The organism is Rheinheimera sp. 1928-s, assembly GCF_029269265.1.
Taxonomy (GTDB): domain Bacteria; phylum Pseudomonadota; class Gammaproteobacteria; order Enterobacterales; family Alteromonadaceae; genus Pararheinheimera.
Map to the genome: position 1 here is coordinate 569427 of NZ_JARIXP010000001.1, position 19557 is coordinate 588983.

Annotated in this window: 17 protein-coding genes; 11 read left to right on the forward strand and 6 right to left on the reverse strand. The window is 46.1% G+C overall.

The features are described 5' to 3' along the window. The first annotated feature begins 39 nt into the window (after positions 1-39). Positions 40-879: an HDOD domain-containing protein gene (locus tag P3C17_RS02590; RefSeq protein WP_300927964.1), complete on the forward strand. Its 840-nt coding sequence runs from the start codon at positions 40-42 to the stop codon at positions 877-879. Positions 880-933: 54 nt separating this feature from the next. On the opposite strand, the gene rdgC is transcribed toward P3C17_RS02590, so the two are convergent. Then, the gene (gene rdgC / locus P3C17_RS02595; protein WP_300927965.1) at positions 934-1830 is read right to left on the reverse strand and encodes a recombination-associated protein RdgC; all 897 of its coding nucleotides are present in this window, start codon (positions 1828-1830) and stop codon (positions 934-936) included. Positions 1831-1958: 128 nt separating this feature from the next. Beyond that, positions 1959-3707 (reverse strand): ATP-binding protein, encoded by a 1749-nt coding sequence (locus P3C17_RS02600; RefSeq protein ID WP_233078607.1) that lies wholly within the window; start codon positions 3705-3707, stop codon positions 1959-1961. A gap of 279 nt (positions 3708-3986) precedes the next feature. Here P3C17_RS02600 and P3C17_RS02605 point away from each other — a divergent pair, with 279 nt between their 5' ends. From P3C17_RS02605 to ung, 7 genes are all read left to right on the forward strand, one after another. Then, positions 3987-4352 (forward strand): response regulator, encoded by a 366-nt coding sequence (locus P3C17_RS02605; RefSeq protein ID WP_233078608.1) that lies wholly within the window; start codon positions 3987-3989, stop codon positions 4350-4352. Next, positions 4349-4960 (forward strand): chemotaxis protein, encoded by a 612-nt coding sequence (locus tag P3C17_RS02610; protein WP_300927966.1) that lies wholly within the window; start codon positions 4349-4351, stop codon positions 4958-4960. The genes P3C17_RS02605 and P3C17_RS02610 overlap by 4 nt, the downstream gene beginning before the upstream one ends. Continuing rightward, positions 4960-5928, forward strand: coding sequence for a sensor domain-containing diguanylate cyclase (locus tag P3C17_RS02615; RefSeq protein WP_300927967.1), 969 nt, complete (start codon positions 4960-4962; stop codon positions 5926-5928). Before P3C17_RS02610 ends, P3C17_RS02615 begins: the two co-directional genes overlap by 1 nt. Before the next feature lie 214 nt (positions 5929-6142). Next, positions 6143-8602: a bifunctional aspartate kinase/homoserine dehydrogenase I gene (gene thrA, locus P3C17_RS02620; RefSeq protein WP_300927968.1), complete on the forward strand. Its 2460-nt coding sequence runs from the start codon at positions 6143-6145 to the stop codon at positions 8600-8602. Position 8603: 1 nt separating this feature from the next. After that, the gene (gene thrB, locus P3C17_RS02625; protein WP_300927969.1) at positions 8604-9536 is read left to right on the forward strand and encodes a homoserine kinase; all 933 of its coding nucleotides are present in this window, start codon (positions 8604-8606) and stop codon (positions 9534-9536) included. A 9-nt stretch (positions 9537-9545) separates the two neighbouring features. Then, on the forward strand, positions 9546-10835 hold the full coding sequence (gene thrC, locus P3C17_RS02630) for a threonine synthase (RefSeq protein WP_300927970.1): 1290 nt from the start codon (positions 9546-9548) through the stop codon (positions 10833-10835). A 3-nt stretch (positions 10836-10838) separates the two neighbouring features. Beyond that, positions 10839-11501, forward strand: a complete 663-nt coding sequence (gene ung, locus P3C17_RS02635) for a uracil-DNA glycosylase (protein WP_300927971.1) — start codon at positions 10839-10841, stop codon at positions 11499-11501. A gap of 89 nt (positions 11502-11590) precedes the next feature. Here the strand turns inward: ung and P3C17_RS02640 are convergent, their stop codons facing one another. The 3 genes from P3C17_RS02640 to tal form a co-directional block, all read right to left on the reverse strand. Beyond that, positions 11591-11767, reverse strand: coding sequence for a DUF3545 family protein (locus P3C17_RS02640; RefSeq protein WP_008897291.1), 177 nt, complete (start codon positions 11765-11767; stop codon positions 11591-11593). A 120-nt stretch (positions 11768-11887) separates the two neighbouring features. Beyond that, positions 11888-13516, reverse strand: a complete 1629-nt coding sequence (gene pgi / locus P3C17_RS02645) for a glucose-6-phosphate isomerase (RefSeq protein WP_300927972.1) — start codon at positions 13514-13516, stop codon at positions 11888-11890. Between the two features lie 57 nt (positions 13517-13573). Then, positions 13574-14530, reverse strand: coding sequence for a transaldolase (gene tal / locus P3C17_RS02650; protein ID WP_300927973.1), 957 nt, complete (start codon positions 14528-14530; stop codon positions 13574-13576). 295 nt (positions 14531-14825) lie between these two features. Here tal and yaaA point away from each other — a divergent pair, with 295 nt between their 5' ends. The 3 genes from yaaA (at position 14826) to P3C17_RS02665 (ending at position 18197) form a co-directional block, all read left to right on the forward strand. Then, positions 14826-15605, forward strand: coding sequence for a peroxide stress protein YaaA (yaaA, locus tag P3C17_RS02655; RefSeq protein ID WP_300927974.1), 780 nt, complete (start codon positions 14826-14828; stop codon positions 15603-15605). Between the two features lie 120 nt (positions 15606-15725). Then, a complete protein-coding gene (locus P3C17_RS02660) occupies positions 15726-17024 on the forward strand; it encodes an inosine/guanosine kinase (RefSeq protein ID WP_300927975.1) in 1299 nt (432 codons plus the stop codon). Between the two features lie 366 nt (positions 17025-17390). Continuing rightward, positions 17391-18197 carry a hypothetical protein gene (locus P3C17_RS02665; RefSeq protein WP_300927976.1) on the forward strand — a complete coding sequence of 269 codons (807 nt, stop codon included), beginning with the start codon at positions 17391-17393 and terminating at the stop codon, positions 18195-18197. 5 nt (positions 18198-18202) lie between these two features. On the opposite strand, the gene srmB is transcribed toward P3C17_RS02665, so the two are convergent. Next, positions 18203-19462: an ATP-dependent RNA helicase SrmB gene (gene srmB, locus P3C17_RS02670; protein WP_233007838.1), complete on the reverse strand. Its 1260-nt coding sequence runs from the start codon at positions 19460-19462 to the stop codon at positions 18203-18205. Positions 19463-19557: the final 95 nt, after the last annotated feature.

Genomic DNA, 19557 nt, shown 5'->3' on the forward strand with positions numbered 1-19557 from the left:
CTTGATTGTCTGAAATTTATTGTTGTAAGGAACCTTGTTATGTCGGCTGAAAATGCCTTATTGACCATATTGGTTGAGAAGATCCGCACAGATATGCTGGTGCTGCCAACTTTACCTGAAATGGCTATTCGGGTCAGAAGAACTGCAGACGATCCAGACAGCAACCTGCAAATGATGACGGATGTCATAGCACAGGATCCTGCTTTAGCTGCCCGTATGATCAAAGTGGCCAACAGTGCCTTTATGGGGCGCTCTATTAAAGTAAATTCGCTGAATCAGGCGATCACTCGTATAGGTTTAAGTCAGGTAAAAAATATCGCTACGGCTATGGCGATGGAGCAACTTTTTGTCTCTCAGCATGAACAAATCAAAGAAAGGATGTCACAGGTCTGGCGCGATAGCGTGAATGTCACCAGCATAGCCCTGGCTTGCTTAAAGCTGTATCTGGCAGAGAACAAACACTGCAATTTAAATCTGGACGTGATGACACTGGCTGGTTTGATGCACTTGATTGGCGCTTTGCCTATTCTGACTGAGGCTGAACGTTATCAAACCGTGTTTGGCGATCCGCAATTTTTAGAAAATGCCATCAGCACTTTATCTGGTCAGATAGGGTCCAGCATTATGCGGGCCTGGGACTTTTCAGATACTTATGTGCAAATAGTATTGAACTGGAACAATTCGTCCTATCAGGCTGGTGAGGTCAGTTATATAGACTTTATCCGGCTTGGCGCTCTGGTGCAGAGCCCATTGGAAGGAACTGCCCGTTTGCAGGCATTTCAACCTTATATTGAGCGCAATATAGTACCGGATGCTAATTTTATGGATATCGCAGAAATTCGTCTGATTTCTCAGGAAGTAAAAGCATTATTTAGCTAACTAAGTGGCGGCAAATGAAGCCCCGCAGCAATGCAGGGCTTCTCAGCGAGACCTTTACTGAGCGGCGATATTGGCTTTCAGTGGCAGCAAAGCGTGGCGCAGTGCGTCTGTCATCAGCAATAAATCTGCGTCTAAGCGACCAATCACATCATCCCACCCCATTTCTTCGTTGGAACCCGACAGCAAGTCGTGGAATTTCAGACGTTTAATACTGCCATCTTCACAGATCAAAAAGGTGACCTTTTCGTCTTGTTCTAAGGCCAGCTTAGTCACCAGTTTATCCTGTAAATGACTTTGTACTTCATCTGCACTCAACAAGTGGTTGATAAAGCGTACTTTAGCGCCTTCTTCATCCGGTGCTTTTAATTCAGCTTCGGCACCTAACTGAAAACCTTCCGGTAATTCTTTGCCTTGCAACCAGAAATGCAGTTGCTGATTGAGCTGATGATTATCCAAAAGTGGCATCGCAGGTAAGGAACCAAAAGCTTTACGTAATAAAGCCAGTAGTTCCTCAGCTCTGCTGGCGCTGCTGGTATCGACCAGTAACCAGCCTTGCTGTTTGTCATACAAAGCGGTAGTCACGCTGGATTTGCTGAAAGCACGGGGTAACAGAGTTTGGATCAGTTCTTCTTTTAACGCCTGCTTTTCTTTGCGGCTTAAAGGACGGCCTTTTTCCTGCTCCATTGCATCAATTTTTGGTGCCAGCTCTTCATTGACCACTGAACCTGGCAGTACTTTTTCCTGACGTTTCACCGCAAATAACATCACGTCATTGGTCTGGTGGCAATATTGCTTCAGGCTTGGATGCAAAGGGCTGGTGAAGCCCATTTTAATGGCTTCCTGTGAGGTGCAAGGGGTAAATTTGAATGCAGCTAAGGCCTGCTCTAATTGATCCTGGTCGGTGTTTAGGTTTTCGGTGACTTGATACAAACGTAAATTTTTAAACCACATAATTTGACTACTCTAGCTTGAAGAATTGCGGCTTAGTATACAGAGTTCAACTGCAGGATTTTGACTTTTTCCGCTGAAAATAATAAAGCCCGGTGCTTTAGACCGGGCTCTTTAATGATGGATCAGCGTCAGGAATTACGTTTTAAATTTTTCGGGAAACGAATATGGTAACTCAGGCCATGACCAGGTTCGCTGCTAACCTGAATTGAACCGCCCAGCGTCTGACGGACCAGATTATAGGTAATATGAGTACCTAAACCGCTACCGCCCTGATCTCGTTTTGTGGTGAAAAACGGATGGAACAGTTTTTCCAGCTGCTCCTGGGTCAAGCCCCGACCATTGTCGGAGTAGGTAATATCGACCATTTGCCCTTCATCCAGTACAGTAATACGGATATAACCTTCTTCCAGCTCTTCAAAACCGTGAATTAAAGAGTTCATTAAAAGGTTAGTAAAAATCTGTGAAATAGCACCGGCAGGGCAGCTGAGCATCAGGCTCTCGGGGCAGTTCACATCAATATGATGGCGGGTTTTTTTAAAGTTTGGCTGCAAGGAACGAATGACTTCGTGCAGGTATTCGGCCAGATTAATGGTACGAATGGCATCACTGGTCTGATCGACCGCTATTTGTTTAAAGCTGGCGATCAGCTCAGAGGCGCGGGTCAGGTTGGACTGCAGCAAAGAGGTACTTTGTTTGGCTTCTTCAATAAAATGCTCCAGCACTTTGGGTGACAAGGTTTTGTCTTTATAGGCCAAATCCAACGCAGCCAATTTTTCTGCCAGAAAACTGGTGGCTGTAACGCCAATGCCTACCGGAGTATTCACTTCATGGGTAATACCAGCGACAAAACCACCTAAAGCCGCCATTTTTTCCGACTGCACTAAGCGATCCTGAGCCTGCTTTAAATCATCCACAGTTTTTTCCAGCTCGCTTTGTTTACCACGCAAGGCTTCTTCACTATGGCGGCGGCGCTCTATTTCTTCCCGTAAGGCTTGTTGTTTAACTTCCAGCTCTTGTTTTTGCTGCTGTAAATCCATCATGGCCTGACTTAAGCCTGAGGTTTTACGTGCAACCTCCTGCTCCAGCAGCAAGTTATGCTGATCGAGTTTTTCATTCGAATGCAGCAGCTGTTTCTGCGTACTTTCCAACTGAACTTTATAATCCTGTACACGAGCGATCAGGCGGTTAAAGGCATCCGCCATTACACTGAGTTCATTGGCTTCGTCGTGGCGCACTTCAACTTTGGTGCCTTCCAGATGATCCAGCTCCAAATCTTCAATTTGTTGGGTCAGTTCGCTCAGAGGCAAGGTCAACTGACTGCGGAAAGCCAATAAAAACAAAATAATTAAAAAGGTGGTTTTTAATACTGCGTTACCGACCAGGAAATAAATACCAATTTTAATCCGGTCAAGCACCACAGCGCGGCTGGAGAACAGCGTGACATCGCCCACTTGAGTCGCGCGGCCGGAGAATTCAAAGATAAGCGGAAAGGTATAACCGAATAACCCCGAGTTTTGTTCTGTTAACCGAATACCTTCCTGCACCAACTGATTGCTGTAACGTTCACTGATATCGATATAACGACCCAGTTGTGTAATAACAGCGCCACTATCATCCCTTACTATAATGCCTTCAATAGCAGGAATGGCCAGCAAGCCATCAGCGATAATCAATGCTTGTTGGGTGTTTAGCTCCCAAATAGCCCGGGTCAGACTGCCGGAAAAGGTCTGTTGTAATGTCGCCAATTCACCATTGATATGATCTTTGGTGTTGAAGTACTCCGCAACAATCTGGCCTAAAGTCACAATAAAGGTCAGGATAAAATACACTGACAAAACTTTAGTCAGCAGCTTACGCGATAAACTTTTCTGCTGCATGAAACAACCTTGTTTGGTTCGGCTTAATGATGAATACCATTGAAACACTAACTTATAGAAGATCTGTTTAAATGAAAATACTATATGTAATAAATAACTTAGAGACTAGGCAACAAGAGCTGCTTTGGCAACACACTGCTGCAAATTGTTAGATTAGGGCAAAAGACGCATTTAATGGTGTTCAATTGCAGTGGCATTCAGTATGGTATCGATGTCCAATAATTGAACTGTGCGCTTCGACGTGAAAACAAATAAAACCATAATAAAGAGGCTGTGTTAATGGCGTTACCCGTATTAATTTGTGACGACTCTTTACTGGCACGAAAACAAGTGCGTAAATCTTTACCTGAGTCTTTTGATGCCGATATTCTGACTGCTGGCAATGGTGTGGAAGCGTTAGCTATTCTGCGCAGCCAGGAGATTGGCTTAGTATTTTTAGACCTGACGATGCCTGAGCTGGATGGTATAGGTGTGCTGGAAGCCATTAAACAGGAAGGTCTGGATTGTTTTGTCATTGTGATTTCGGCTGATATTCAGCCTGAAATGCAAAAACGAGTGACAGAACTGGGGGCTTTGGCTTTTGTCCACAAACCCGTCAATCCGGAAAAGCTTGTCGTGATTTTGAAACAATATGGATTGATATGAGTACAGTATTCTCTGAAGAACAAAGGGATTGTTTGCAGGAGCTGATCAATGTCGCTATGGGCCTGGCCAGCGACAAACTTGCCCGTTTTTTAAATACCTTTGTGCATTTACAGGTGCCGGCCATTGAGTTGGTAAGCTCGGCGCAAATTCCGGCTCAATTTGAAGCTCGTTACAGCAATACAGAAGCGGCTTTAGTTAGTCAGGGCTTTTTAGGCAATGACGGCTTACGAGGCGAGGCGATAGTTTTATACCAGTTAGATAACGCACATCGAATTGCTGCTTTGTTGGGATATGACACGGACAGTGCTTCTGAGCTTGAAATGCTGACGGACATCAGTTCAATTTTAACCACCACCTTTTTAAATGGGCTGGCCGATCAAATTGATAACGCACTGTCCTACAGTGCGCCGCGGGTTTTATCGTCACGGCAAACGAATGTGAGCCAGGCTTTGCAGGAAACCGCTTTCCACTGGGAACTGGCATTAAAAGTAGACATCAGTTATCAGTTAATCGATCATTCTTTTAATTGCGATATGTTGTTGTTAATTCCAGGAGAAGCTGTGTCAAATATACAGCACATTCTGGATCGGATTTTGGAAGAGTATTGATGTCTGAAGACTGGTTAACCGGCCCTGTATTAGAGCAACTGAATAGTGGCGTGCTGGTGGTCGATGAACACTTACAGCTGGTGTACCTGAATAGCTTTTTACAGCGCCATAGTTCAGTGCAGCTGTCTGAGGTAAAAGGAAAAAGCTTATTTCAGGTATTCACCGATGTACCTGAAGCCTGGCTCAGACGTAAGTTTGCCTCAGTACTGGAATTACAAAGCCCGTCGTTCAGCAGTTGGGAGCAACGCCAATATATTATTAAGCTGCCGCACCTGAGGCCCGTCACCAGTTCCAGCCAGTATATGGCGCAAAATTGCACTATGTTACCGCTGAAGGATCCGGCTGGCCGACGTTACGTATGTTTACTGATTGAAGATGCCACAGATGCTTTTGTCTACCAGCAACATTTACAAACTACCTTAGAAAAACTGGAACTCAGTAACCGCATTGATGGTTTAACTCAGGCGTTAAACCGACGTTATTGGGAAGAGCAACTGAAACTGGAAGTGCAACGCTCACAGCGCTACCAGCAGCCTTTGTCGCTGTTATTGTTTGATTTGGATAAATTTAAGCAGCTTAATGATCAGTATGGCCATTTAGGTGGAGATTCTGTGTTGATTGAGTTAACGGCGCGGGTAAGAGCTTTATTGCGTGATACGGACTGGTTTGGTCGTTATGGTGGAGAAGAATTTGGCGTAGTGCTGACCAATACTGCTTTGGCTGGTGCTATCGAAGTAGCTGAACGTATTTGTCTGGCGGTCAATAGTACAGCTGTCACATTCCATGAGCAGTCTATAGCTACATCAGTCAGTATTGGTGTGGCGCAACTGGATGCTGAGGGAGACAGAGCGCACGAAGTATTGATAGGTCAGGCTGATATAGCGCTTTATAACGCCAAAAGAGAAGGTCGCAACAGAGTGGTTTCTTTTAGTGAAGGCGAAACAGAGTTTCTGCTGAAGGCAAATTAAGCCTCAGCGCATTTTAGAATAATCTAAACATTTAGATTGACAGACGTCTAAAACTTTGAGCATATAGACAGTATGAAAAAGACACAAATCCGCAATACACTCACCATTATTATTACCACCAACCCTGCGGGGTAGGAGGTCGGCGGCGTATTGTTTTCAAAAAGGCCCGTGACCTCCCTGTCACGGGCCTTTTTCGTTTAGCAAGGAGTAAAACATGAGGGTGCTTAAGTTTGGTGGTTCGTCTCTGGCGTCGGTAACCCGCTTCCTCGAGGTGGCGGATATAGTGCAACAGCAAATTGGCAATCAGAGCGTAGGCTTGGTGTTGTCTGCGCCGCAGGGCGTCACCAACTTACTGGTGGAACTGACGGATCTGGCTTTTTTAGGCTCGGACTATCAGCCGCTGTTGCTGCAGTGGAAGCAGCGGCTGGCTCAATTAGTATCGGAAGCCAGTTTACGGGTAAGTAGCGAGCAGTTAAAAGCAGTGCAACAACTGGCTGATGAACAAGAGCAAAAGCTGACTGAACGTTTGCAGGGCATCAGTTTATTAAGTTATTGCCCCGATCATATCAAAGCGCAAATTTTGGGTATGGGCGAGCAGTTTAGTGTTTGCCTGATGACAGCGTTGTTTAAATCCCGTCAGGTCAATGTGGTGCTGCTGGACTCAGTGGCTTTAGTAAAAAGTCAGGGCGATTATTTAAATGCCGTGGCCGACATTCCTGCTTCTGAACAAACTTTTGCTGCAGCTTTGGCCAAACAATCGGCGCAGGTCTATGTAATGGCCGGTTTTGTCTCCAGCAATGCGCAGGGTGAGCTGTGTTTATTAGGCCGCAATGGCTCAGACTATTCAGCTGCTATTGTCGCTGCTGCGGTCAAAGCGTCAGTCTGTGAGATATGGACTGATGTAGATGGCGTCTACAGCGCCGACCCACGTCAGGTGAAACAAGCCAAACTGATTGACCATTTATCTTATGATGAAGCTATGGAGCTGTCGTACTTTGGTGCCAAAGTGCTGCATCCAAAAACCATTGGGCCTCTAGCTCGTTTTCAAATTCCTTGTTATATCAAAAACACCTTAAACCCTGCAGCACCAGGCACTTGCATTGATGCCGATAATAACGGTGACTCGCTGGTCAAAGGCATTTCCAGCCTTGAGCATCTGGCGCTGATCACTGTCTCTGGCCCAGGACTCAAAGGTGTGGTCGGTATGGCCTCCCGTGTGTTTGCCACTATGGCGCGTGAGCAGGTATCGGTTAGTTTAATTACTCAGTCGTCTTCTGAATTTAGTATCAGCTTCTGTGTGGCGCAGCTGGATTTAGCTTCGGCGAAAAAAGCACTTGAGGCTGAATTTGAACTGGAACTGCAAGGTAAGTTATTACGTCCGCTGCAAATATTATCCGATATGGCGATAGTCAGTTTGGTCGGCGATGGCATGCGCCAGCACCGTGGTGTAGCAGCTAAGTTTTTTGCCTCTTTAGCGCAAGCTCGTGTCAATGTGGTGGCTATAGCGCAGGACAGCAGCGAACGTTCTATCTCAGCTGTAGTAGAACAAAAGGCCTGTCAGAATGCGGTGAAGGTCTGCCATGAGAACTTCTTCAGCCATATCCCAAGCATCGATGTATTTCTGGTCGGTTGTGGTGTGGTGGGTAGTGAATTACTGGCACAGTTCCAGCGTCAGCAGCAGTTTTTGCAGCAACGTAACGTCAAGCTGAAGGTGTATGGTATAGCCAATTCCAAAGCTTTGTTGCTGGATGAAAAAGGCATAGATTTAAGCCAGTGGCAACAGCAAATGCAGCAAGCCAAAGCGCAGTTTTCTGTGGCGGATTTAAGCCGTTTTGTGCAGGAACAGCATTTAACCAATCCGGTACTGATTGATTGCAGCAGTGCAGAACCTGTGGCTAATTTGTATGTTGATTTCTTAAAAGCCGGTTTCCATGTGGTCACGCCCAACAAAAAAGCCAATACGGGTTCACTGGATTATTACCATCAGCTGCGTCAGGTGGCACAGCAGCATAGACGTCGTTTCCTTTATGAAACCACAGTTGGCGCAGGCTTGCCGGTGATCGATACCTTACAGGGCTTGTTTAATGCCGGTGACGAGCTGGTGGCTTTTGAAGGCATTTTATCTGGCTCTTTATCTTATATCTTTGGATTGTTGGAGCAGGGGCAGTCGTTATCTGAAGTTACTACTAAAGCCCGTGAACTGGGTTTTACCGAACCCGATCCTCGCGATGATTTATCCGGTATGGATGTGGCGCGTAAGTTATTGATCATGGCGCGCGAGTCTGGTTTGATGCTGAACTTAGCCGATGTCGAAGTGGAAGGTGTATTACCTGCTGATTTTGCGCCTGGCACAGATGTACCAACTTTTATGCAGCAGTTGCCAGAGCTTAATCAACAATTTGCAGAACGAATTGCAGAGGCTAAAGCCAAAGGTCAGGTGCTGCGTTACATTGGCGAAATTAACGAAGGTCGCTGCAAAGTAGCCATTAAAGCTTTGGATCTGGATCATCCGCTTGCCAAAGTGAAAGACGGTGAAAATGCCTTGGCTATTCATACCCGTTATTACCAGCCTATTCCTTTTGTGTTGCGTGGTTATGGTGCTGGTGCTGCGGTCACAGCAGCCGGTGTGTTCAGTGATGTAATGCGGACTTTGTCCTGGCAGCAGGAGATGTAATATGAAGTCGTATTTTGCGCCTGCGTCCACAGGGAATTTTTCTGTTGGATTTGATTTATTAGGTGCTGCTTTTGAACCAGTCGATGGTTCTTTATTTGGCGATGAACTGCGTATTCACTCTGAGCAGGCTGAACTGAGTTTGCAACTGACCGGCCGTTATGTGCATCAGCTGCCAAAAGACACGGACCATAACTTAGTGCTGCAGTGTTTTTACGCCTTTGAAAAGGCGATAGGGCGAACTTTGCCACGACTGCAACTGGAGCTGGTGAAAAACCTGCCGGTTGGCAGTGGTTTGGGTTCCAGCGCCTGTTCTATTGTCGTGGCCTGTTATGCCTTTAATGACTATTTCGGTAAACCTCTGGATGACTATCAGTTGTTGCAACTGATGGCGCAACTGGAAGGTGGCGTTAGCGGTTCAGTGCATTACGATAACGTGGCTCCGTCCTTTTATGGCGGCTTATTGTTGATGTTGCCGGATAGCCCCTTGTTATGCCGGGCTTTACCCTGGTTTGAACACTGGCAAGTGGTGCTTTGCTACCCCGGTACTGTGCTGTCGACCAAAGAAGCCCGCGCTGTATTGCCACAGCAATTGACGCTGAAGCACAGCATAGCTTTTGCCGGTATGTTAAGTCGTTTTATCAGCGCTTTGTATGCCAAAGATGAAACAGAAGCTTTTGCCGCTTTACAGGATTTAATAGCCGAGCCTGCCCGTCAGCACCTGATGCCTGAACTTTTGCCTATACGTGAAAAGTTAACAGCACAAGGGATTGGCCATGTAGGTATTTCCGGCGCTGGCCCTACTATTTTTGCGGTCTGCCAGAATGATACTCAGGCCCAATTTGCCGCTGATTATTTACAACAGCATTACGCTAAAAACTCAGATGCCATGACTACTGTATGTCGTTTGGCGAGACAAGGCGCACGTGCGCTGTAGGATGTAAAAATGCAATTAACAAATACGAAAGTCGCTTCACAACAAGTCAGTTTTTTAGATGCTGTCCGTATTGGTTTGGGTGATCAGCAAGGCCTGTTTTTCCCAACTCAGTGGCCAACCCTGGATATAGAAGCTTTATTGGAGCTGCCTTTTGTTGAGCGCAGCGCCAAAGTACTGGAAGCTTTAATAGGTGATGAGCTTTCTGCTGAACAAATCCATCAGATGGTAAGTAACGCTTTTCAGTTTCCGGCGCCTTTAGCGCAAGTGACAGAGGATGTGGCTTGCTTAGAGTTATTCCATGGTCCCACTTTAGCTTTTAAAGACTTTGGTGGCCGTTTTATGGCGCAGGCGTTAATTCAGGCGCAAAAGCAGCAGAATGTCAGTAAAACTACTATTGTCACTGCCACTTCGGGTGATACAGGTGCGGCTGTGGCTCATGCTTTTTATCAGCAGGCTGGTGTGGATGTAGTGATTTTATTTCCAAAAGGAAAAATCAGCCCACTGCAAGAGAAGCTGTTTACTACTTTAGGTCATAACATCCATACACTAGCGGTAGAAGCAGACTTTGACCAATGCCAGGCGCTGGTGAAAGATGTATTTAACGACCGGGATTTGGTCAAACAGCTGAATATCAACTCAGCCAACTCTATTAATATCAGCCGTTTATTTGCTCAAATCTGTTATTACTTTGAAGCTGTGGCTCAGGTGCCAAAAGATAAGCGTGATCAAATTGTCATTGCTGTGCCTAGTGGTAATTTCGGCAACCTGACTGCAGGGTTAATTGCCAAGGTGTTAGGTTTACCTATCAAACGTATGATTGCCGCTACTAACTTAAACGACACTGTGCCGCGCTATTGGAAAGATGGCCAGTGGGCGCCCAACAAAACTATCCCCACTTTATCTAACGCCATGGACGTCAGTGCGCCGAATAACTGGCCACGGGTCGAAGCTTTATTGGCGCAAGGCAAAATTTCCCGCGACGATTTAGAAGCTGTGATGGTTGACGAAGAAGATACCCAGGTCTCTATGCGCTTATTGGCGCATTTAGGTTATGTCAGTGAGCCTCATGCTGCTATTGCTTATAAAGCCTTAAAACGCAGCCTGCAGGACGGCGAATTTGGTATTTTCTTAGGCACAGCTCATCCGGCTAAATTTAAAGAGCAGGTCGAAAACATTCTTGGCAGTCCTATTGCCTTACCACCTGAGTTAGCTGCTGTGGCATCTGAGACAAGTTTAAGTGCAGATATGGCGCCGGATTTTGTACAATTACGCCAATTCTTACTGACTCTGGATGAATAAACTGTGTCTTTAAACTGGCAAGACGTGATTGGGGCTGAAAAAAATCAGCCCTATTTTCTGCAAACTATGGATTACTTAAAGCAACAACGTGCCGCAGGCCAGGTGATTTATCCACCTGAATCCCTGGTGTTTAATGCCTTTAAGTTAACGCCTTTTTCAGAGATGAAAGTGGTAGTCATAGGGCAGGACCCTTACCATGGTCCGAACCAGGCTCATGGTTTAAGTTTCTCTGTGCCTGCAGGAGTAGCTATTCCACCTTCGCTACGCAATATCTACAAAGAGCTCGCGCTGGAGTATGTGGATTTTCAAACCCCAAAACATGGGTGTCTGGAAAGTTGGGCAGAGCAGGGCGTGTTGTTACTCAATACCGCATTAACTGTGGTGGCCAATGAAGCTAATTCGCACCGTCACTTAGGTTGGGAGCAGTTTACCGATCAGGTGATCCGGGCTATCAGTGCTAATGCAGAAGGCATAGTGTTTTTGTTATGGGGCAGCCACGCGATTAAAAAATCTCAGCTGATCGATAAAACCAAACATCATATTCTGACTGCACCTCATCCATCACCTTTGTCAGCGCACCGCGGCTTTTTGGGCTGTGGACATTTTGCAAAGGCAAATGAGCTATTGCAGCAACAAGGTAAAACCCCAATCTGCTGGCAAGTTTAAATACCGTCGATAACGGGCGGGTGCAAGACCCGCCCCTACGTTAGATGACTGTAAAATAAAAAGCCCCGACATTGCTGTCGGGGCTTAATTTAACTTAATTCGATGTCTACTAATTCAGGTTCTATGGTCCAGTCTATATCTTCTAGTTCTCGTTTTAAGCGCTGGCGTTCTTTGACTGCTTCAATTTCCCGCCACTTGCGTTTGACTGCACGGCTCTTCGTCGCAGGACGTTCCAACATATTCAGTAAGTCTTCGAAGCTTTCCATGGTTGCCCCTCTGAGTTGTTGTTATTTTCAACAAATTAGTACCACACTTTGTTTAAAAATAAAATAACTCTTTGACACAAATATGAACGAAAAATGAATGTTTTTCGTTCATTCAACAGGTTAGCTCAAGTTCAACTGCTTAAATTTTGCGATAAGTGCCTCTGTGGACGCATCAAAGCTGTTTTTTTGTTGATCAGATAACACCTGATAAATAGGCGTCGACAGCTGTTTACCCAGCTCCACGCCCCACTGATCAAAAGAGTTGATATTCCAGAGCACACCCTGACAAAACACCTTCTGCTCATAAAGCGCTATTAAAGCACCTAAGTAGTAAGGGGACAGTTCTGGCAGCAATAAAGTGTTGCTTGGCTTATTTCCAGGTGACACTTTATGTGGTGCCAAAGCAATAGCTTCAGCTTCGGATGCACCGCTTGCTAAAACTTCAGCTTTGGCTTCTTCAAAAGTTTTGCCTTGCATCAGCGCCTGAGTTTGGGCAAAGCAGTGCGCTGCTAATCTGTGGTGGTGATCGCCAAGCTCGTGACTGACTTTGGCAGGCAGAATAAAGTCTGACGGCACAGCCAGTGCACTTTGGTGTAATAACTGATGGTACGCATGTTGACCATTGGTACCTGCATCACCCCAAATCACCGGCGCTGTGGCATCTGTTAGCGGCTTACCGTCAACATCTACCCCTTTACCATTACTTTCCATATCCAGTTGCTGCACGTAAGAGGGCAGGAAACGTAAATAATGGCTGTACGGTAATAAGGCTTGCGCCTGACAACCTTTGGCATTGATATACCAGACGCCAAGCAATGCCAGAATCACAGGCATATTCTGCTCAAGCGGGGCATGGATAAAATGCTGGTCCATATCGCGGGCGCCTTTGAGCAGTTGTTGGAATTGCTCCATGCCCAATTGCAATGCGACCGGGAAGCCGATGGCAGACCATAACGAATATCGACCACCGACCCAGTCCCACATCGGCAGAATATGTTCAGCCACTATGCCAAACTCGGCTGCGGCTTTGATATTGGACGAAGTCGCCCAGAAATGCTGAGCTATAGCGGCTTTGTCTGCACCTTTGTCGGTGAACCACTGACGCACAGCCAAAGCGTTTTGTTTGGTTTCTTCAGTACCAAAGGACTTAGAGGCTACAAACACCAGCGTAGTGGCAGGATTTAAGTTTTTCACCACATCAGAGACGACGGCGCCGTCGATATTACCAGCAAAGTGAATACGCACAGGGCTTGTATTAAAAGGCGCTAAAGCTTCACAGGCCATTTGTGGGCCTAATAACGAGCCACCAATACCAATCCAAATCAGATCGGTAATGGCATCGCCCTGATAACCTTTATAGTCGCCTTGATGCAACTGGCCAATCAGTTCTGCCATTTGCGCATGGCAGGCCTGAATTTCTGGCTGTAAATCAACACCATCTAGCACTAAAGCAGTTTTTGTATCTGCACGTAACGCCATATGCCAGACGGCACGTTGTTCCGTGTTGTTTATTTTGTCGCCATTAAGCATCTGCTGAGTTTTGCTGTGGATCTGGCTTTGTTTTGCCAACTCCAGCAGCTTTTGCCAGATGCCATCTGTGATCAGGTTTTTGGCAAAATCCAGGTGAATACCACAGGCATTAACCTGAAATTTTTCAGCACGCTTTGGATCTGCGGCAAACTCTTGACGCAAAGATAAAGGCTGTTGCGCCAGCTGTTTTAACTCAGCCCAGACTGCAGACGACATCATATAAACTCCTGTAGTGATCCGATGGTGATAAAGATTAAGCCTGTACCAGTTGTGTAACTAGGCCTGTAATTGGGCCTGAATTAAAGATTCCAGCTTACGTTGGTCTACGGCAAATTTACGGATACCTTCCGACAGTTTTTCTGTCGCCATTGCATCCTCATTCAGTGCCCAGCGGAATTCTGCTTCAGTTAAAGCCGCAGTTTCTTTGGCTGTAGCACCCGTATCTTGCAGATGAACTGTTAAGGTGCCTTGCTGCTGGCTGAGTTCTTCCAGTAAGCCTGGGCTGATGGTTAAGCGGTCACAGCCTGCTAAAGCTAATACTTCGCCGATGTTACGGAAGCTTGCACCCATCACCACAGTTTTATGGCCATAGCTTTTGAAATAACGATAAATCTCACGCACTGAAACTACACCAGGGTCAGTTTCTGCTGTGTAGTCTTGCTTGGTGTTGGCTTTGTACCAATCCAGAATACGGCCAACAAAAGGAGAAATTAAGAATATGCCAGCTTCTGCACAAGCACGGGCTTGCGCCATATGAAACAGCAGCGTCAGGTTACACTGAATACCTTGTTGCTCAAGATGGCGTGCTGCCTGAATACCTTCCCAGGTTGAGGCTATTTTGATCAAAATGCGATCTTTACTGACGCCATTTTCTTCATACAAAGCAACCAGTTGCAGTGCTTTAGTGATGCTGGCTTGGGTATCAAAAGATAAACGGGCATCCACTTCGGTAGAAACACGGCCTGGTACTAACTTGCTGATCTGAGTGCCGATATCGACTGCAAACTTATCGCTGGCTATGCTGATCTGTGTCGCCAGATCTGAGCTTTTGCTTTTGGCATAAGCCACGGCCTGAGCTAATAACGGCTTAGAAAACTCCAGCTGACTGGCGTTTAATAATAAAGAAGGGTTTGTTGTCGCGTCTACAGGGCGGAATTGTTCAATGGCGCCTAAGTCACCACTGTCGACTACGACTGTAGTCACTGCTTTTAGCTGTTCAAGTAAAGTGCTCATATTGTTTTATTACCGTTTTTCTGATCACAAGTCAGTGATGTGGGGCTTAATACTAAATAAATGTAGGAAAATTACAACACAAAAGCAGGCTTTTGTGGCAAGTTTCTGACATTCGGAATTCTGTTTGTTTTGCTGCTCATAGCCTTATTTTATAAGGTCTCTATAGTGTTCAGAGCTTACCATGAAAAAAAGTAAAAACCATGTCTAAGCCCCGTCCGTATTGAGTTTTGTTATCGAGCTCTGCCATAGTTTTTGTTATAGTCGCTTTATCTTGCTGTATAGGAAACCAAAACCCATGTTGATGGTGATATCACCCGCCAAAGATTTAGATTACCAAAGCCCTTTATCCGTCACTGCATTCAGCCAGCCTGCTTTGCTGGATCAAAGCCTTGAACTCATGCCCTATTGCCGCGAGCTGACGCCAGTTCAACTGTCAGGCTTAATGCATATCAGTGATAAGCTGGCTGGCCTGAATGCGGCGCGGTTTGCACAGTGGTCTACACCTTTTACGCCAGAGAATGCCCGTCAGGCTCTGTTTGCTTTTAATGGGGATGTGTATCAGGGCTTGCAAGCGTCCAGCCTGAAACAAAAAGATCTGGACTATGCTCAGCAGCATTTACGCATTTTAAGTGGTTTGTATGGGGTGTTACGGCCTTTGGATTTGATGCAGCCTTACCGTCTGGAGATGGGAACTTCGTTAGAAAATGGCCGTGGTAAAAATTTATATCAGTTCTGGGGCGATCGCATCAGTACTGAATTGAATCAACAGCTGGATCAGTTAAATTCAGAGATGCTGTTGAATTTAGCTTCGCAGGAATACTTTAAAGCTGTGGACAAAAAAGCGCTGAAGGCCAAAGTGCTGAATGTGGAATTTAAAGATTTCAAAAATGGTCAGTATAAAATTATCAGCTTCTTCGCCAAAAAAGCCCGAGGCCTGATGGCGCGTTATGTCATTGAACAGCAAATTGACCAGGTCGAAGGCTTAAAGCAATTTAACAGTGCCGGTTATCAGTTTAGCAGCGCCGAATCGAAAGCCGATAAACTGGTGTTTACACGAATGCAACAACAAGACTAATACTTCGTCTTCTTTAGGCGAAGTAAGCTGAAAAAGCCGCATAAAACTGCGGCTTTTTAGTGCGCTTTTTTAATTGGCTTTTGCTAAAATGCGCGGCTCTATTGATCCGAGTGTTGCCCTATGAAATTCCCTGGTCGTCGTAAACTCAAACATTATTTCCCAGTGTCTCAGCCTAAGCTGACTTTACCCAGCTACGAAGTGCGGCCTGAGCTGGACACTTATATTGTGGGTTTGGACCAAACCATAGTGGATGTGATTGCCAATGTCAGCGACGAATTTCTTGAAAAATACGGCATAGGCAAAGGCTTATCGAACTTAGTGGAACATGGCAAAGCGGATCTGATTTATCAGGAGCTGGTGGGTTCTAATGCGATTTCTGATCACTTTGCCGGCGGCACCATAGGCAATACAGTACATAACTATTCTGTACTGGCTGACGATAAATCCGTGTTATTAGGTGTGATGTCAGCCAATATTCAGCTGGGTTCTCCTGCCTATCACTACCTATGCCATACCAGCAGTAAAGTAGATATGAACCACCTGCAAGGCGTATCAGGTGATATAGGCCGTGGTATTACCATGATTACTCCGGATGGCGAACGCACCTTTGTGATAGACCCGGGTGATATGGACGAGCTGGCACCAGCTTATATTCCTACGGATATTATTTCTAAAGCTGCCGCCATTGTGGTCAGTGCCTATCCGCTGCGTGCCACCGATCAGCCTATCCAGCAGGCGATGGTTAAAATGTTATCCGATGCTAAAGCTGCAGATGTTCCTGTGGTGATGAGCTTAGGCACTAAACATTTAGTGGAAGAGCACAGGGAGCTTATTCAGCAAACGCTGGCTCAGTATGTCAATGTGCTGGCGATGAATGAACTGGAAGCTGAAGCTTTAACTGGTTTTTCTGATCCATTGCTTGCGGCCGAAGCTGCGCTGGATTATGTCGATATGGTGCTGTTAACCGCAGGCCCTGAAGGCTTGTATTTGTGTGGATACACAGACGCATCAGCCAAACGTGAAACCACCAATCCAATTAAATCTGGTGCTTTGGCTGATTACAACGAGTTTGAATTCAGCCGTCCTATGCAGAAAAAAGACTGCCAGCAGCCGGTTAAGGTGTACTCGCATATCGACCCCTACTTAGGCGGGCCTGAGCGGATAAAAAATACCAATGGCGCAGGCGATGGCGCTTTAGCTGCTATTTTGCATGACATAGCGGCTAATCATTTCCACCGCCAAACTTTGCCTTTATCCAGTAAACACGAGCAGCCTTATCTGGCTTATTCGTCTTTTGCTCAGATCTGTAAATACGCCAACCGGGTTAGTTACGCCATTCTGGTGCAAAATGCGCCACGTTTATCCAAGGGTTTACCGGAAAAAGAAGACTCTCTGGAAGAAAGTTACTGGGACAGGTAACCACAGTCTGTAGAACGGCAAAGACGAGTAGGGCTGAACTTGGGATCAAAACCTTTGAACTGATGGCTCTGCAAGTGATCGGATCTTAGATCAGCTTCAGCCCGATCAGGCCGCAGGGCTTATGACGACCAGGGGCGGAACCGATGCTGGGCAGATTGACACAGTTGCCGGAGGATTTCTGCCCTGTCTGGATTTGTCAGTAAAAGCACTGCCTGCAGAGCGCAGAGATAAATTAATTCGGCTTTATCACAGTCTATGTTGTTGAATTAATGTCGCAAAATCACTTTGGTCCGCTATGCTTTATAGCTTGTTGGCAACAAAGGTGGGCTCTGGATGCGTGTCTGTTTACTGCTGGTTGTATTCTTGATGGCACCTTGGCAAGCAAGGGCTATTGATGTTGATTTTCAAAGCAAAATGCCACCTGGTTGGCTTGATTCAAAGCCGCCTGTCGATGAGTCACTAGATAAACAGCTAATCCGCAAAATATTGCTCAGCGCAAAAGGGCTCAACTATAACTTTGTGCTGATTAATCATACCAAAGCTATGCAGTTAACTTTGCAGCAGACGAATAGTTGTATGGCTGGCGTGTTAGCAAGCCCTGAGCGACGTCAGCTTTATCACTTCAGCAAAGCTTTTATCCTCGTGCAAGGTATGCATCTGTATGTGCTCAAAGGCAGCGCCTGGCAGAAAAAACTGACGGCAATGCAGAATGAAGGAAAAGTCAGTATTCAAAATAGTTGGTCCAAAGACGCCCGCGCTTTACTGGGGCTGGATTATGAGCGCTCTTATGGTGCTGAATTGGACCCTCTGGTGCGAGACCCTGCAATGGCCAAGTACTTATATCAAAAACAAAGTGGCGTTGGTATTGGCGAGCTGTGGCCTATGCTAAAACAAAAACGGGTTGATATGATTCTGGAGTATCCATTTTTATTGCCTGCTGACTATGAAACGCTGGTGACAGGTTATCCTGTTGCGGAAGCTGAACCCGACACTGCTGCTTATTTTGCTTGTCACAAAGGCCCTGTAGGAGAAAAAATAATCAAAAGATTGAATGACGCAATAACTGAGTTGGTTATGGACGAAGAATACCTGCGGGTCCAGCTTGAACAAGTGGAACCGCAGTATCACAGAGCGTTTTTACACACTTACCATCAACTAATGGCAGAGCCTTAACACTATTAACCTTTGGCTTTGGCGGCTTTTTTCAGCGCTTTTTTCTTGGCTGCTGTTTTAGGTTTTTTCTGTTTAGTCGGCGCTTTGGCTTCTTTGTGTTTAGGGCGCATACCTTCAATAAAGCGACGTTTTAACGGCTGCTCTGTATAACGCTCCACTTTACCTACTACGCCAATATCGTGAGCTTCCACTAACGAAATTGCAGTACCTTTTTTACCGGCTCGGCCGGTACGGCCAATACGGTGCACGTACACATCGGCAGTACGTGGCATATCGTAGTTAATCACATGAGTAATATCGTCTATATCCAGACCACGGGCCGCTATGTCGGTGGCCACCAGAATACGCACCTGATTGTTACTGAAACGAGCTAAAGCAGTCTGACGTTTGTCCTGTGCCATTTCACCCTGTAACCAGCAACATTTTAAACCTGCGGCTTCAAGCTGACCTGTTAAGGTGGCTAAACGCTCACGGGTCTTCACAAAAACAATAACTTTGCTGACGTCTTCTTGTTTCAGGATATGGATAAGCAGCGCCAGTTTATGATCGGCGTCGTCAGCAGCGTGCATCCACTGCAGAATTTTGGCTTTTTCGCGGCGTGGCGGTGTGGCTTCAACCAGCACTGGTTCACGTAAAGCTCGTTCAGAAAACTTGTTGACGCCATTGCCTTCCAAAGTCGCCGAGAACAACATAGTCTGACGGCGACGTTTAGCTTCCAGAATAATGCGGTTCATTTCACCAACAAACCCCATATCCAGCATACGGTCGGCTTCGTCGAGGATCAGTACTTCTACTTCGTCAGCATGGAAGCTTTCGTTATCCAGATACTCAATTAAACGACCTGGTGTCGCTACCAGAATATCGTTATTTTTTTCTAAAGTTTCTTTGTGACTGCCGTAGTTGATACCGCCGGTGATCACACCAGCGTGCAGGTCGGTCAGCATAATCAGCTGTTGTACCTGTTCAAAAATCTGATAAGCCAGTTCACGGGTAGGCGTCATGATCAATACACGGGCGAAACCCGGATCACGGCGCGGAAAATCCAGCAGGTACTGAATAGCTGGCAATAAAAACGCCAGCGTTTTGCCTGTGCCTGTAGGCGCACTGGCCAGTATGTCGCGGCCTTCCAAAGCCACAGGAATAGCCAGTTTCTGAATGCTGGTCGCTTCTTTAAAACCCGCTTTACTCAGGGTTTTCTCTAAGCTCTCATCCAGTTGAAACTCAGCAAAGGTCATTTTTTCCTGTGCAGTGTTAATTTCGCTCACGCTGTTCTTACCTTCTGTTTAGATAGTCCGGGGATGCTGTCTGTCAGTGACAGAACTTCTAGCATCTTTTACACTGCCACTCTTTTGACCTTAGT